Origin of the sequence: Kitasatospora cinereorecta, assembly GCF_024172095.1 — a bacterium.
GTDB lineage: Bacteria > Actinomycetota > Actinomycetes > Streptomycetales > Streptomycetaceae > Kitasatospora > Kitasatospora cinereorecta.
Window position 1 is genome coordinate 1256818 of the sequence record NZ_JAMZDX010000001.1, and the last position, 14841, is coordinate 1271658.

The window sequence follows — 14841 nt, forward strand, 5'->3', positions numbered from 1 at the left end:
CGGTGCGGGGAGGCCCGGCCTCCCCGCACCACCGCCCGGTCACGTTCGGTCCGGCGCCGTCTCCCCGGCGGAGCCGCCGCTCGCCCACGGGTCGGGTGCCGTGGCCGTCGTCCTGGGCGCGGCGGACCGGCGCCGGCGCAGCCGCCACAGCATCCAGCCGAGCGGGCTCAGCACCAGCAGGAACGGCGCCGCCCCGGCGAGCACCATCAACACCACCCGCACCGTCGCCACCAGGCCGTGCCAGCCGGCCGCCAGCGCGCCCCCGACCGACGCCCAGAACCCCTTCTCGTGCGCGGGTGCCACCGCCGCCTCGGTGTGCTCGGCCACCAGCTGCAGCGTGATGGTGGACAGCGAGGTGCGCCCGGCCAGCTCCTGCTGCTGGCGCTGCAGCGCCTCCAGGTCCGCCTCCCGGCGGCTCAGCTCGCTCTCCAGCGACACCACGTCCGACAGCGACTTGGCCTCCGCCATCAGCGCCCGCACCCGGTCCACGCTCGCCTGCTGCGACTTCAGCCGGCTGTCCACGTCCGCCACCTGCTGGGTCACGTCGTCGGCCGAGCTGGTCAGCGCCAGCGTGGTGCCCAGCGCGGCGAGCGCGTCCAGGGTCTTCCGGTGCTCCGCCGAGGGGACCTTCAGCGTCAGCGTCGTCCCGTCCGCCACCCCGTCCCGACCGGCCGACCGGTCCTCGCCCGCCACATAGCCGCCCGCCGTGTCCACCAGCGCCAGCGCCCTGGTCCGGGCGCCCTCCACCGCGGTGACCCGGACGCTCAGCTGCGCCTTGTACGCGATCAGCCGCGGCGCCGCCACCGCCGTGCTTCCCTGGCCCGGCGCCGTCGCCTTGTCACCGGCCACCGCCGGTGCCGCCCCGCCGCCCGCACCGGGCGCCTTCTCCGGCGCCCCCGCGTGCGCCACCGCCGGCGCGGCCCGGTCCGAGCTCGCGCCCGAGCCGTGCGACGCACTGCACCCGCCCGCCAGCAGCACCGCCGCGGCCACCGCCACCGGCACAAGTCTCCGACCCCGCACGCCCATTCGTCCTCCCCCTCGCCCCGGCGCGGACCGCGTGCCCGCGCCTGTGACCCTTGGACGGAGGCCCGCCCGGATCGGATCCGGTGCGGCGGTACCGGGTCGATCACGTCCCGGCCTCGCCCCGGTCTCGGCGTCGGCCGCGGGGCACGGTCGGTGACGACCCGTCAGCAAGCGCCGAGGCGGCGGCCCGCTGTCGACACCCTGCGGCGGGCCGCCGGTGCGCGGGAGCGGATGTAAGGGCTGAGAGACTGGCGGCATGGGAGAACGTCATGTCGTGGTGGTCGGTGGCGGCATCGCGGGGCTGGCGGCCGCCGCGTTCCTGAGCGCCGGACCGGACCGGGTGACGCTGCTGGAGGCGTCCGGGCGGGTCGGCGGGAAGCTGCTGGCCGGCGAGGTCGGCGGCGTCCGGGTCGACCTGGGCGCCGAGTCGATGCTCGCCCGGCGCCCGGAGGCGGTGGAGCTGGCCCGACTCGTCGGCCTCGGCGAGGAACTGGAGCCGCCGACCACCGCCAAGGCGGCGATCTGGACCCGCGGCGCGCTGCGGCCGATCCCCGGCGGACAGGTGATGGGCGTCCCGGGTGATCTCGAGGCGCTCGCGGCGTCCGGCGTGCTCTCGGACGCGGGCCTGGCCCGGGTCCGGCACGAGCGGGACACCGGCCCGGTGGACGGGGACGTCCCGCTCGGCGAGTACGTCGGCGGCCGGCTCGGATCCGAGGTGGTCGACCGGCTGATCGAGCCGCTGCTCGGCGGCGTCTACGCCGGCCGGACCGGCGAACTCTCGCTGCGCGCCGCCGTCCCCCAATTGGTGCCGATCGCGCAGGCGGGCGCCTCGCTGGTCGAAGGCGTACGCGCGCTGGCCGCCCGGGCGACCGCCTCGGGCCCGGTGTTCCAGGGGCTGCGCGGCGGCCTCGGCACCCTCCCGGAGGCGGCCGAGGCGTACTGCCGCAAGGCCGGCGTCGACCTGCGCACCGACCGCCCGGTCGACGGGCTGCGCCGCACCGCGGACGGCTGGCAGGTCACCTCCGGCGGCGAAGTGCTGGACGCCGACGCCGTGGTGCTCGCCGTCCCCGCGCCGCACGCCGCCCGACTGCTCGCCGCCGACGTCCCCGGGGCCGCCGCCGAGCTGGAGCGGATCGAGTACGCCGGCATGGCCCTGGTCACCCTGGCGTTCCGCCGCGCCGACCTGGCCGACAGCCCGCTGGTCGGCAGCGGCTTCCTGGTCCCGCCGGTGGACGGCCGGGCGATCAAGGCGTCCACCTTCTCCTCCAACAAGTGGGGCTGGCTGGACCGCTCCGCCCCCGACGCCTTCCTGCTGCGCACCTCGCTCGGCCGGCACCGCGAGGAGGCGGCGCTCGGCCTGCCCGACGAGGAGCTGGTGGCCCGCTCGCTCGCCGACCTGGGCGAGGCGGTGGGCCTGCGGGCGAAGCCGTACGACTCGACCGTCACCCGCTGGCTCGGCGGACTGCCGCAGTACCCGGTGGGCCATCTCGACCGGGTGGCACGGATCCGCACGCTTGTCGCGGGCATCGGCGGGCTTGCGGTCTGTGGCGCCGCGTACGACGGCGTGGGCATCCCGGCGGTGGTCGCGAGCGCGCGTCGCGCCGTCAACGATTTGTCGACCCCCACGATGGGCTGACCCGTTCAGGAAGGGACAATGGGCACATGACCGAAAGCACTGAGCAGCCCGTGAAGAAGAAGGCCCGTGACCTCAACCAGGTCATCCGCTACACCATGTGGTCGGTGTTCAAGCTTAAGGGCGAGCTGCCGGAGGACCGCGCCGCCCTCGCCACCGAGGTCGAGGCGCTGTTCGAGCAGCTCGCCGCCAAGGACGTCACCGTCCGCGGCACCTACGACGTCTCCGGCCTGCGCGCCGACGCCGACGTCATGATCTGGTGGCACGCCGAGGACTCCGACGACCTCCAGGAGGCGTACAACCGCTTCCGCCGCACCGCCGTCGGCCGCCTGCTGGAGCCGGTCTGGTCGAACATGGCGCTGCACCGCCCCGCCGAGTTCAACAAGTCGCACATCCCGGCGTTCCTCGCCGACGAGCGGCCGCGCGACTACGTCTGCGTCTACCCCTTCGTGCGTTCCTACGAGTGGTACCTGCTGCCCGACGAGGAGCGCCGCGCGATGCTCGCCGAGCACGGCATGATGGCCCGCGGCTACCCGGACGTGCGCGCCAACACCGTGGCGTCGTTCGCCCTCGGCGACTACGAGTGGCTGCTCGCCTTCGAGGCGGACGAGCTGCACCGGATCGTGGACCTGATGCGGGACCTGCGGCCGTCGCGGGCGCGGCTGCACGTGCGCGAGGAGGTCCCGTTCTTCACGGGTCGCCGCAAGCCGGTGTCGGAGCTCCTCAACGGCTTGGCGTGATTTGTCAGGGGCGCGGGGAACTGCGCGACCGACCACCGCTCTACCTGAGCTGTCGGCTGGTCGCGCAGTTCCTCGCGCCCCTGCCTGTCAGCCCCTGAGTGCGGCGCGCAACCTTGCGTCGGGGACGGCGTCCGGTCCGACCATGGCGACGGCGGTGAGCAGTTCGCGTTCCGCGTCGTCGACCGGGCCGAACTGCCAGGGGAGGCAGGCGGCTCGCAGGACGGCCTGGCCGGCGGGGGCGGCCCAGGCGGTGTAGGCGTGGACGTCGACGCGGGCCATCAGCAGCGTGCCGCCGGTGAGGACGAGCGGCAGCGCGAACCAGGCGGCCGCGGTGGCCGCCTCGCCGGTGCCGGGGGTGGTCAGCACCAGGGCGACGGCCAGCAGTCCCACCGCCAGCAGCATGGCGTACCGCACCTGCTTGATTGCCAGCAGCGCGTTCTCGCGGACCGCGAGGGGGGTCGCCAGGCCGGCCATGGTGAGGCGCTCACCGATGTCGCGGACGGTCTGGTGGGCGGCCAGCGCTGCCCTGAGATCGGCGGTGCGGCACTGGCCGTCGGGGCCGATCTCGCCGATCAGGGCCCGTTCGAGCCGGCTGCGGCCCTGCGGGTCGACCACGGTGGTCCAGCCGGTGTGGGCCAGGTGCAGCCGGCCGCGGCCGGCCATCCGGACCAGGGCCAGGTCGACCACCCGGGAGGGGCCACCGGCGAGGTACGCGGTCTCGAAGAGCCCCACCCCGACCGCCTCCTCGGGCCGTGCCGCGGTGAGTCCGGCGAGCGAGTCGGCGGTGGCCGCCACCCGGACCAGCCGCAGACAGGAGAGCACGGCGGCGGCACAGGCCGGGATCAGGAGGAGCACCCACATGGGTTTTTTCTAGACCCGCATCGCGCCCCGGGGAACGGTAGTCCGGAGCGCGATACCGAAATGTGACCGTCCGCCCGGGTCAGGACCCGCAGCTGGAACCGCCTCCGCAGCTGCTGCCGCAGCTCGACGAGGAGCCGCAACTGCTGCTGCTGCCACAGCTGGACGAGGACGACCCGCAGCTGGAGGAGGAGCCGCAGCTCGACCCGGACGATCCGCAGCTCGACGAGGACGACCCGCAGCCGGAGGAGGATCCGCAGCTGCTCCCGCCGCCGCTGTCGCCGCTTCCGCTCCCGCACCACGTCGAGTAGTCGCTGCCCGAACTGTCGGAACCGCCCGAGCTGTCGCCGGAGCCGTCGTAGCCGCCCGAGCTGTCCGCGCTGCCGGCGGAGCCCGAGGAGACGGGTTGCGGCCGCAGGGCCTCGCGCAGGTCGGGGTCCTCGACCGCGGCGATGCCGGCCAGGGCGACCGCGCCGAACATCATCGCGTCGGTGGTGTCGCTGTCGTGCGGCCGCCAGGGCGAGCCGTCCCGGACCAGCCGCAGTTGGCGGATCCCGGCCGGGGTGATCCGGTTGCGGGGCGGCTTGGTCGCCACCAGGAAGACCACCAGGAAGATCCCGAGCGCGCCGAAGGCGAAGATCGGGGGAGTGGTGGCGTCCCGGTCGAAGTCCGGCAGCGCCGCCCAGTCGATGCTGGTGGAGACCCCGAGCACCACGGCGACCAGCAGGGCGAGCCAGAGCAGTCGGCGGGCCCAGCGGGCGGTGCGCAGCCGGTCGGGGCGGCGCATCAGGCCGCGCGCGGCGAGGCGGTCGCCGATCCGCTGGACCTCTCCACTGCGCATCACGTCGCGGCGCAGCGCGTGCAGGTCGCGGCCGCGCCCGGCGGCGGCGATCAGCGCGGCCTCCACCCCGTCCCGCGGGACGGGGTCGGTGACGGTGACGTGGCGGCCGCGGGAGACCACGGCGCGGCCCTCGCGCTCCATCCTGACCAGGACCACGTCCACCACCCGGCCGGGACCGCCGGCCAGGAAGGCGGCGTCGAGCAGCGGGATCCCGCGCCCGGGCAGCCCCATCGGCTCGGTCACCCGGCGGACCCGGCGGCCCGTCACCGCCACCGCGACCACCGCCACCAGCGCCACCGCACAGGCGACGGCGAACTCCTCGTGCCACATCGTCCTTGCCCCCGTTGTCGTTCGGTGCGAATCAGGAAGTCGCCGGCGCCGCCCGTGGTGCGGACGCTGCCCGGGGTGCGGGCGCCGTGCGTGGAGCGGACGCCGTCAGTGCCGGCGACCGGCGGCGGTGCGCAGCCGGCCCCAGCGGCTGCCGGCCGGGCGCAGCCACTCCCGCAGCTCCCGGCGCCACCGCGCCGACGGCCCGGCGGTGAGCGCCCACTCGGCGAACGCGCGGGCATCGGCCCGGTAACCGCCGGTCTGCGGCCGCTCGGCGGCGTACCGCAGGAACAGCGGGTCGTAGTCGGTGCCGAGGATCGCCGGCAGTTCGGGCGCCAGGTGGGCGACCGTCTCGCGGCGCTTGGCGGCCAGGCCGGCGGACTGGATGCGCACCTGCCGCGGGTCGAAGCCGACCGGCACCGGGCCGCCGGCCACCAGGGCGGTCAGCAGTTCGGTCTGGCGCCGGGCGAGCGAGGTGCGGGCCAGCAGGAGTTCGGCCTCCTCCTGGTCGCGGACGAGGTACTCGAAGTGCTCAGACATGGTGGGGTACCCCCTCGATGACGCGTCGGATCGCGTCGAGTTCGCCGGCCAGCTCGGCCGGCGGCGGAAAGCGGTCGTCGCGCTCCAGCAGGACGCCGGGCGGCACCCCGCGCCGGCAGAGCTCGGCCAGCACCTCCAGGACGGGCTCACCGACCGGGTGGGCGTGGGTGTCGTGCCAGACGCCGTCCCGCTCGATGCCGCCGGCGACGTGGACGTAGGCGATGGCCTCCAGCGGCAGCCGGTCGAGTTCGGCGGCCACGTCCAGGCCCAGGTTGACCCGGTTGGTGTGCAGGTTGGCGACGTCGATCAGCAGCCGTACCCCGGTGCGTTCGACCAGTTCGGCCAGGAACTGTCCCTCGGTCAGTTCCTCGCCGGGCCAGGACAGGTGGGCGGCGATGTTCTCCAGGGCCAGCGGTACGGGCAGCTCCCGCTGGGCGATCCGGACGTTGGCCGCGACCACCGCCAGGGCCTCGCGGGTGCGCGGCACCGGCAGCAGGTGGCCGGCCTCCAGGCCGGCGGCCCGAACGAACGCCAGGTGCTCGGTGACCAGCGGCGCCCCCAGCGCCTCGGCGGTCTGGGCGAGCCTGGCCAGTCGGGCCGGGTCCGGCTGCTCGGCGCCGCCGAGGCCGAGCGAGACCCCGTGCGGGACCACGGTGACCCCGCGGGCCCGCAGCAGCCGCAGCGACTCCGGCAGGTGCCCGGCGCACACGTTCTCCGCCACCACCTCGACCCAGTCGAGGCCCGGCAGCCGCTCCACCACGGTGTCGATCTCGGCCCGCCAGCCGAGACCGACACCGAGGTGCGGAGTCGGGTGAACAGCCATCGGAATCCCCCTTTCCGGTGAGCCGTGCCCGGCTCCGTTCCCCCCTGTTGCCGAGGGTGTATCCACGGCGGCGGATTGCCAAGCGGCGGGGGCCGTTCTCAGAGCTGAACTTGAGCTTTCCGCCCACGGGTGGAAATTCAGGGGCGGTTCAGCACAGCCGTGGTTAACGTGACATGCCTATGACTGTGACGATTCGTGAATTCCGCGCCGCCGATGCCGAGGGTGCCGCCGCCGCGCGCGTCGCGGGCCACCCGCACCTGGTGACCACCCCCGAAGTGACAGCCTGGCAGGCCGGCCTGCCCGGCTTCGACGTCCTGGTGGCCGAACGCGACCGCCTGATCGTCGGTACCGCCCGCTTCGGCATGGTGACCGACTCCGCCACCCCCGGCCAGGCCTTCCTCTCGGTGAGCGTGCTCCCCGCGGAGCGCCGCCGGGGCGCCGGCGCCGCCCTGCTGCGGGCGGCCGAGCGGGAGCTGGCCGGGCGCGGCGCCACCCACGTGGGCGGCTGGGTCGACGACGAGCCGTCGGCGCTGGCGTTCGCCGCCGCCCACGGCTACCGGGCCGGCCGCCGGGCGCACTTCGCGAGCCGGGACCTCACCGCCGACCTGCCGCCCGTCCCGCCCGTCCCCGCCGGGGTCGAACTGCGCACCGCCGCCGACTTCCTGGACGACCCCTACCCGGTCTACCTGGTCGACATCGACGCGGCCCGCTCCGAGCCCGGCGACCTGGAGATGAACGACCAGGGGTACGAGGAGTGGCTGGCCGAGATCTGGCAGCGGCCGGACCTCGACCACGTGCTGACCACCGTGGTGGTGAGCGGCGGCGAGCCGGTGGCGTTCAGCGCGGTGCAGACCGACGGCGCCGCCCGGTACTGGTCCTCGTTCACCGCGACCCGGGCCGCCCACCGCGGCCGCGGCCTCGCCAAGCTGGCCAAGACCGACTCGCTCCACCGCGCCCGCGCGGCCGGACTGACCACCGCGTACACCAACAACGACGCCACCAACGCGCCGATGCTGGCGATCAACACGTGGCTGGGCTACCGGCGTTGCGCGAGCGAGGTGAAGCACAGCCGGGAGCTCTGAGGGCGGGTCCGGCACTCCGGTCGTCGGCGGCCGGGTGCGCGCGTCGCGGGGTGGGGGAGGTGGTTGGGGGCTGGGCTACCGGCGTTGCGCAAGCGAGGTGAAGCACTCCCGGGAGCTCTGAGTCGGGACACCACAGGGCGGGTCAGGACACGTCGACGCCGTGGGCGCGGGCGAGGCCGGCCAGGCCGTCGGCCCAGCCCTGGCCGACGGCGCGGAGCTTCCAGCCGCCGGCGTGGCGGTAGAGCTCGGCGACCAGCATCGCGGAGATCGCCGGGTCGGCCGGGGGCCGGAACAGCCAGGCACCGGGGCCGGCCCGCAGCTCCAGTTCGGCCTCGCCGAGGGCGTCGCAGGCCAGCCCGGTGTCGGTGTCCATGTTGACCGACACCGCGACCCGCCGGACGTCCTCGGGCAGCGCGGCCAGCCGTACGGTCGCGCTGCCGTCGGCCGGGCGCAGCACCACCGCGTCCCGCTCGGCGCTCGGCTGGTGGTAGAAGACGAAGTCGCGGTCCCCGCGCACCACCCCGGCCTCGCCGAGCAGCAGCAGGGTCAGGTCGGCCGCCGCGCCGGAGGAGCGGAAGGCGATGACCACCTCCTCGGCGGCCAGCGGGGTGTTCTGCCCGGGGGCGAGGGTCTCGGGCGCGGGTCGCCCGGCGTCGGCCGCCGCGGCGGGGGCGGCGCCGAGCCGTCCGCGCAGGCCGTGCTCGTGCAGCAGGGAGACCAGCATCGGACCGTCCACCAGGGTCAGCGGCTTGCCCTCCACCCAGCGCCGGGAGCCGGGCCCGAAGCCCGAGGTGGTGACCAGGATGCCGCGGTTGGCGCCCTGGCGGACCATGGTCGCGTCCAGGTCGCGGACGGCGGTCGGCGGCACGGTGTGCCGGTAGCGCTTGGCCTGGATGACGATCCGCCCGCCGGTGATCGGGTCCGGGTCCTCGGCGAGGACGTCCACGCCCTCGTCGCCGCTGCGGGCGGTGGTGGCGGTGTCCAGCCCGCGGCGGCGGAACAGCTCGGCGATCAGCTTCTCGAAGTCGATCGGGTCCATGGTGAACAGGTCGGGCTCGTCCTCGCCGGCCGGCGGGGCGACGGCCACCGCCCGGGCGGCCCGCGCGGTGCGCACCGGCTCGGCCTTCTCCGGCCGGGCGGACAGCCGTCCGCCGAGGCCGTCGACCAGGCAGTCGACGGCCGCCACCCGGTCCAGGGCGAGCGAGTCGAAGGCCGCCCGCTCCACCGCGACCGACAGCAGGCAGCGCCGCTGCTCCTGGCCGGTCGCCGGGTCCACCGCGGCCACGTGGCCGTTCAGCACCACCGAGGCGAGCAGTTCGGACTCGTCCGCCCGGAACACCGCGTCCAGCACCCGCAGCGCGCACTGTGCCAGCACGTCGCGGTAGACCGTCTTGCGTTCGGTGGCGGGCCGGGCCACCTCGGCCTCGCTGTCGTCCGCCTTCACGTAGCGGTAGCGGCCGACCGCGGGCACCACCTCGTACGGGGGCAGCTCCCACTCGACCACCAGCTGCCGTGCCCCGGCGTCCCAGGCGGCCTCGACGTCGACCGGGAAGCCCTCGGGCCAGTCGTCGCGCCAGCCGAGCGCCGTCTCGAACAGCTCGACCACCGCGTCCACCGCCCCGGAGCGCAGCTCGGCGGCCAGCCGGTCGGTCTGCCCGGACTGCTCGCCGACGAGCCGGCGGCGCTCGGCCGCCCACGCCTCGTACTGGGCGCGGTAGTCGGCGAGGCGGCGCTGCCGCTCCTGCTCGGCGGCCTGCGCGGCGTACCAGTCGTGCTCGAAGCGGGCCCGCGCCTGGGCCGCCTGTTCGTCCCAGTGACGGCGGGCGAGCGGGTCGTACGCCTGCGGGCCGGACAGCGGCGGGACCTGGTACCAGCCCTGGTCCGGCATCGGGACCGGGGTGCCGAGCGGACCGGGGTCGAACGGCGGCACGTCGGTGCGGGCCGAGGCCTCGGTGAGCCGGAAGGCCGGGCCGGCCAGGCCGGCGGCCAGTACCCCGCGGAGTTCGGCGACCCGCGCGTCCAGTTCGGCGGTCCGGGCGGCGGCGTCGGCCTCCCGGCTCTGCTGGTAGGCGCGCAGCGCCTCCTTCTCGCCCCGGACGGCGGCCCGCTGCGCCTCGCGCTGGGCCCGCTCGTAGCGCCGCTGCTGCTCGGCGGCCGCCCGGCGCTGCGCCTCCTCCCGGCGATGCTGCTGTCGCTGCGCCTCGGCCAGCATCCCCAGCACACCCGAACCCTGCCGCCGCGCCACCGGCTACTCCCTCCCCTACCGATCTGACGATCAGTCTGGCATGGATCGGGAGGCGGCCGGGGCGCGGTGCTGCTACTCGGCGGGCTTGAGCGTCAGCGAGATCGAATTGATGCAGTAGCGCTGGTCGGTCGGGGTGGAGTACCCCTCACCCTCGAACACGTGTCCGAGGTGGCCGCCGCAGCGCGCGCAACGCACCTCGACCCGCCGCATGCCGAGCGAGGTGTCCTCGATGTACTCGACCCGGCCCTCGGCCAGCGGCGCATAGTACGAGGGCCAGCCGCAGTGGCTGTCGAACTTGGTCTCGCTGCTGAACAGCTCCGCGCCGCAGGCCCGGCAGCTGTAGACGCCGACGGTCCTGGTGTCGGTGTACTCGCCCACGAACGGGCGCTCGGTGCCCGCCTCCCGCAGGACGTGGTACTCCTCCGGCGACAGTTCGGCCCGCCACTCGGCGTCGGTCTTCTGGATCTCGTAGGTCACGGCTGACTCCCCTCAGGCAGTGGGTGCAACACCGGCGAGCGCGGCCAGAATTTCCGGTCCCAGGTTGGTGACGTCGCCGGCACCCATGGTGAGCAGCAGGTCGCCCGGCCGGGACAGGCCGGCCAGTACGGCGGGGGCCGCGGCGAAGGAGTGCTCGGCCCGGACGTCGGCGCCGGCCCGGTGGGCGGCGTCGATGATCAGCTCGCTGGTCACGCCGGGGATCGGGTCCTCGCGGGCGGGGTAGATGTCGAGCACCACCGAGGCGTCGGCCAGCGCCAGCGCCCGGCCCATCTCCTCGGCCAGCTGCTGGGTCCGGCTGAACAGGTGCGGCTGGAATACCACCAGTACCCGGCCCTCGCCGACCGCCTCGCGGATCGCCTCCAGGTCGGCGGCCATCTCGGTCGGGTGGTGGGCGTAGGAGTCGATCACCTGGACGCCCGCGGCCTCGCCCTTGAGCTGCAGCCGGCGCCGTACGCCGGTGTAGGCGCCGAGCGCCTTGGCCAGGTCCTCGGCCGGGACGCCCAGCGCCACGCCGGCGGCCAGCGCGGCGACCGCGTTGTGCGCGTAGTGGCGGCCGGGCACCGAGACGGTGAAGGCCAGCCGGGCGCCGCCGAGCTCGACGGTGACCTCGCTGGTCATGCCGCGCGGGACGACCGAGACCACCCGTACGTCGGCGTCCTCGGCGGCGCCGACCGTCACCACGTTCAGGTCCGCCCGGCCGCCCACCCGGCGGGTCAGCTCGCGGGCGCCCTCGTGGTCGGCCGAGACCACCAGGGTGCCGCCCGGCACGATCCGGCCGACGAAGGTCTCGAAGGACTCGTAGATCTCTTCCATCGACGCGTAGTTGGCGTGGTGGTCGAGCTCCACGTTGAGCACGATCGCCACCTCGGGCGCGTACTTGTGGAAGCTGCGGTCGCTCTCGTCCGCCTCGGCGACGAAGATCTCGCCGGCGCCGTGGTGGGCGTTGGAGCCCGGCACGTCCAGGTCGCCGCCGATCGCGTACGAGGGCTCCAGGCCGAGCTCGCCGAGGCTGACCGCCAGCATCGAGGTGGTGGTGGTCTTGCCGTGGGTGCCGGCCACCGCCAGCGCCCGGCGGCGGCCCATCAGCGCGGCCAGCGCGTCCGAGCGGTGCACCACCGGGATGCCGCGCTCGTGGGCGGCGACCAGCTCGGGGTTGTCGGCCCGGATGGCGCTGGAGACCACCACGCTGCTGGTGCCGGCGGGCAGGTTCTCCGCCGCGTGGCCGACGTGCACCTCGGCGCCCAGCGCGCGCAGCGCGAGCACGGTCTCGGACTCCTTGGCGTCACTGCCCGACACCTTGGCGCCGCGCACCGCCAGGATCTTCGCCAGACCGGACATGCCGGCGCCGCCGATACCGATGAAATGCGGGGCGTGCAGGTCGTGGGCGGCGTCGTTCACCGGATGCTCCGTACATGCTGGGGGCCAGAGTGCCGATCGTCCTCGCGGATGACCGCAAGGACGATTCTGCCCTACCCGGACGGCTCGGACGGTGTGGCCAGGGTCCGTCTTCACACCCCCGTCGTCCGCCCGGAGGGCGGGCCCGGCGGTGTCTGGGTGCGTGCATCGCAAGGCGGAGGAGGGAGTCCATGCGGAGCATCGGCGACCGACGACAACGCGGCGAGGTGCGTGCCCGGGCGCCGCCAGGCAGGCGGGGGTGTGAAGACGGACCCTAGGACTCGCTGGCGAAGAGCTTCAGCACCGGGACGCCCACCTTGTGCCGGGCGCGCGAGGCCCAGTCCCGGTGGAAGAACTCCTCCACGAAGTGCGGGGAGGTCAGCACCAGCACCTCGTCGGCCCCGGTGCGCTCGACGACCTCCTTGAGGTGGTCCAGCGGGCTGCCCGAGACCACCTCGCCGTCCGCCTGCGCGCCGCCCTGCCGCAGGTGCCGCAGGCTGTGCTGGAGGGATTCGCTCGCCACGGTCGCCTGGTCGCCGTGGTCGTCGCGCTCGTGCACCGCCCGGTCCAGGTGGCCGAGGGCCACGTCGTCGAGTGAGCGCAGCAGTTCGTCCTGCTTCCCGCGTGGTTGCATCAGGACGACGAAGGCCACCTCCTCCTCGCCGTGGAGGGTGGTGACCAGCTCCACGTCGGCGTCGGAGAGCGCCTTCTCGATCAGCAGTACGGTCTTGAACACGTGAGTCCCTTCGCTGGTGCAGGCCCCCGGGTCCGGTGTCCCTTCCCGTATTCATAGTGCCCGGAGGAAGCTTTCCTCACGCTGCGCACGCGCCACACGGGCCACGCGGCGGCCGGGTCACTCGGGGACGGGCGCCGGGTCGTCCGGGCGCAGGTAGCGGGAGAAGAGGAAACCTTTCTGCTCGATCAATGAGACCAGCCGCATGTGCTGCGCGTCCGGCATTTGCGGACCTTCGACAATGCGCGGCGCGTCACCACCGGTGACCAGCGGCGCCGTGGTGAGGCAGAGCTCGTCCAGCACTCCGGCCGCCGCGACCTGCCCGAGGACCCGCGGACCGCCCTCGGTCAGCTGCCGGGTCCAACCACGCTCGGTGAGCGCCGCGACGGCCCGCGCCAGGTCCACCGAGCCCTCGCCGGCCGTGATCACCTGCGCCGCCCGGGAGACGTGGGCCAGCGCCTCGGCCGGGGCGTCCTCGGTGGTGACCACCACCGTCGGCACCAGCGCCTCGGTGAACAGCGGCGCCGACAGGTCCAGCCGCAGGCTGCGGCTGACGATCGCGATCGCCGGGGCGGGCGCCTGACCCGCCGCTCGCCGGGCCTCGGCGAACTCCGCCCGCGCCCGGGCCGGCCGGTACCCCTCGGCGCGCACCGTCTCCGCGCCCACCAGCACCACGTCCGCCAGCGCCCGCAGCACCCCGAAGATCCGCTTGTCCGCCTCCCCGGACAGGCCCTCCGACAGGCCCGCCAGCCGGGCCGCGCCGTCCAGCCCGGAGACCATGTTGGCGCGCAGCCAGGCCCGACCGCGGCGCACCCGCTCCGGGTAGGCGTACACCCGGGCCAGCGACTCCAGCGACCACAGGTCGTCCACCGGCTCGTCGAGGGGGTTGATCAGCAGCTGCATGCGTCGAGTCTTCCACGCCCCGAGGATGTGCTCCTGGTCTCACGACGTGCCGGGCCCCCCGCCGGGCGGCGTACCCTCTATGCGTGCCTGCTGCCTCTTCCCCCGACGCCGCCACCGCGATAGCCCTGACCGCCCGCCGCCCCGCGGTGACCGCCGACCGGCTGGTCGCGGAGATGGTCCCGCCCCCGCGCTTCGCCGGCGTCAGCTTCGGCAGCTACCTCCCGGACGGCTCGCAGCCGAGCCAGTACGAGGCCGTGCAGATCCTGGAGCAGTTCGCCGCCTCGCTGAACGGCTCCGCCGCCGCCCCCAAGCGCGGCTGGTTCCGCCGCTCCGCCCCGGCCCCGGCCGGTCCGGCCGGCATCTACCTGGACGGCGGCTACGGCGTCGGCAAGACCCACCTGCTCGCCTCGCTCTGGCACGCCACCCCCGGCCCCAAGGCCTTCGGCACCTTCGTCGAGCTGACCAACCTGGTCGGCGCGCTCACCTTCCGGGGCGCGGTCGAGACCCTCTCCTCGCACCGCCTGCTGTGCATCGACGAGTTCGAACTGGACGACCCGGGCGACACCGTGCTGGTGTCCACCCTGCTCAGCCGCCTGGTGGAGAACGGCGTCAAGCTCTGCGCCACCTCCAACACCCTGCCGGAGAAGCTCGGCGAGGGCCGGTTCGCCGCCGCCGACTTCCTGCGTGAGATCCAGGGCCTGTCCGCGCACTTCCGCCCGGTGCGGATCGACGGCCAGGACTACCGTCACCGCGGCCTGCCCGCAGCCCCGCCGCCGTACACCGACGCCGAGGTCACCGAGCGGGCGAGCCGCACCCCGGGCGCCGCGCTGGACGACTTCGACGCCCTGCTGGAGCACCTCACGAACGTCCACCCCAGCCGGTACGGCGCGCTGCTCGACGACATCCAGGCGGTTTTCCTGCGCGGCGTCCACCAGGTCGACGACCAGTCGACCGCGCTGCGCCTGGTGGTGCTGGCCGACCGGATGTACGACCGGGAGCTGCCGATCACCGCCTCGGGCGTGCCGTTCGACCAGGTCTTCACCGAGGAAATGCTGCGCGGCGGCTACCGCAAGAAGTACCTGCGGGCGGTCTCCCGGCTGGTGGCGCTGGCGCGCGACTCGGCGAAGTGACCCCCCGTCGGGCCTGACGGCATGACAGGCTGACGAGTGATCAACTCGTGATCTCGGCTCCCTAGGATGA

Annotated in this window: 12 protein-coding genes and 1 pseudogene; 4 read left to right on the top strand and 9 right to left on the bottom strand. The window is 74.7% G+C overall.

Features of this window, described 5'->3' with window-relative positions; genetic code table 11:
- Positions 1 to 39: 39 nt before the first annotated feature.
- The gene (locus tag FHR36_RS05555; protein WP_253794230.1) at positions 40 to 996 is read right to left on the bottom strand and encodes a DUF4349 domain-containing protein; all 957 of its coding nucleotides are present in this window, start codon (positions 994 to 996) and stop codon (positions 40 to 42) included.
- 283 nt (positions 997 to 1279) lie between these two features.
- Between FHR36_RS05555 and hemG the strand changes: the two genes are divergently transcribed.
- Together hemG and hemQ are read left to right on the top strand one after the other, a co-directional pair.
- Positions 1280 to 2659, top strand: a complete 1380-nt coding sequence (gene hemG, locus FHR36_RS05560; protein WP_253794231.1) for a protoporphyrinogen oxidase — start codon at positions 1280 to 1282, stop codon at positions 2657 to 2659.
- A gap of 26 nt (positions 2660 to 2685) precedes the next feature.
- The gene (hemQ, locus tag FHR36_RS05565; RefSeq protein ID WP_253794232.1) at positions 2686 to 3396 is read left to right on the top strand and encodes a hydrogen peroxide-dependent heme synthase; all 711 of its coding nucleotides are present in this window, start codon (positions 2686 to 2688) and stop codon (positions 3394 to 3396) included.
- An 87-nt stretch (positions 3397 to 3483) separates the two neighbouring features.
- On the opposite strand, the gene FHR36_RS05570 is transcribed toward hemQ, so the two are convergent.
- The 3 genes and pseudogenes from FHR36_RS05570 to FHR36_RS05580 all read right to left on the bottom strand — a co-directional run bounded on the left by FHR36_RS05570 (position 3484) and on the right by FHR36_RS05580 (position 6785).
- Positions 3484 to 4257 carry a TIGR04222 domain-containing membrane protein gene (locus tag FHR36_RS05570; RefSeq protein WP_253794233.1) on the bottom strand — a complete coding sequence of 258 codons (774 nt, stop codon included), beginning with the start codon at positions 4255 to 4257 and terminating at the stop codon, positions 3484 to 3486.
- A 79-nt stretch (positions 4258 to 4336) separates the two neighbouring features.
- Entirely contained in the window at positions 4337 to 5425 is a 1089-nt protein-coding gene (locus tag FHR36_RS05575; RefSeq protein WP_253794236.1) for a TIGR04222 domain-containing membrane protein, read from the bottom strand.
- 105 nt (positions 5426 to 5530) lie between these two features.
- Positions 5531 to 6785, bottom strand: a pseudogene (locus FHR36_RS05580) (DUF692 domain-containing protein).
- A gap of 179 nt (positions 6786 to 6964) precedes the next feature.
- On the opposite strand from FHR36_RS05580, the gene FHR36_RS05585 reads away from it, so the two are divergent.
- On the top strand, positions 6965 to 7867 hold the full coding sequence (locus FHR36_RS05585) for a GNAT family N-acetyltransferase (protein WP_253794238.1): 903 nt from the start codon (positions 6965 to 6967) through the stop codon (positions 7865 to 7867).
- 142 nt (positions 7868 to 8009) lie between these two features.
- On the opposite strand, the gene FHR36_RS39830 is transcribed toward FHR36_RS05585, so the two are convergent.
- The 5 genes from FHR36_RS39830 to FHR36_RS05610 form a co-directional block, all read right to left on the bottom strand.
- Positions 8010 to 10112, bottom strand: coding sequence for a restriction endonuclease (locus FHR36_RS39830; protein ID WP_308199174.1), 2103 nt, complete (start codon positions 10110 to 10112; stop codon positions 8010 to 8012).
- Positions 10113 to 10184: 72 nt separating this feature from the next.
- Positions 10185 to 10589, bottom strand: coding sequence for a peptide-methionine (R)-S-oxide reductase MsrB (gene msrB, locus FHR36_RS05595; RefSeq protein ID WP_253794241.1), 405 nt, complete (start codon positions 10587 to 10589; stop codon positions 10185 to 10187).
- Positions 10590 to 10601: 12 nt separating this feature from the next.
- On the bottom strand, positions 10602 to 11987 hold the full coding sequence (murC, locus tag FHR36_RS05600; protein ID WP_301329924.1) for a UDP-N-acetylmuramate--L-alanine ligase: 1386 nt from the start codon (positions 11985 to 11987) through the stop codon (positions 10602 to 10604).
- 292 nt (positions 11988 to 12279) lie between these two features.
- Positions 12280 to 12741: a protein kinase family protein gene (locus tag FHR36_RS05605; RefSeq protein WP_253794243.1), complete on the bottom strand. Its 462-nt coding sequence runs from the start codon at positions 12739 to 12741 to the stop codon at positions 12280 to 12282.
- A gap of 117 nt (positions 12742 to 12858) precedes the next feature.
- Entirely contained in the window at positions 12859 to 13641 is a 783-nt protein-coding gene (locus tag FHR36_RS05610) for a pyrimidine reductase family protein (RefSeq protein WP_253794245.1), read from the bottom strand.
- An 83-nt stretch (positions 13642 to 13724) separates the two neighbouring features.
- Here FHR36_RS05610 and zapE point away from each other — a divergent pair, with 83 nt between their 5' ends.
- A complete protein-coding gene (gene zapE / locus FHR36_RS05615; protein ID WP_253794247.1) occupies positions 13725 to 14771 on the top strand; it encodes a cell division protein ZapE in 1047 nt (348 codons plus the stop codon).
- Positions 14772 to 14841 lie beyond the last annotated feature (70 nt).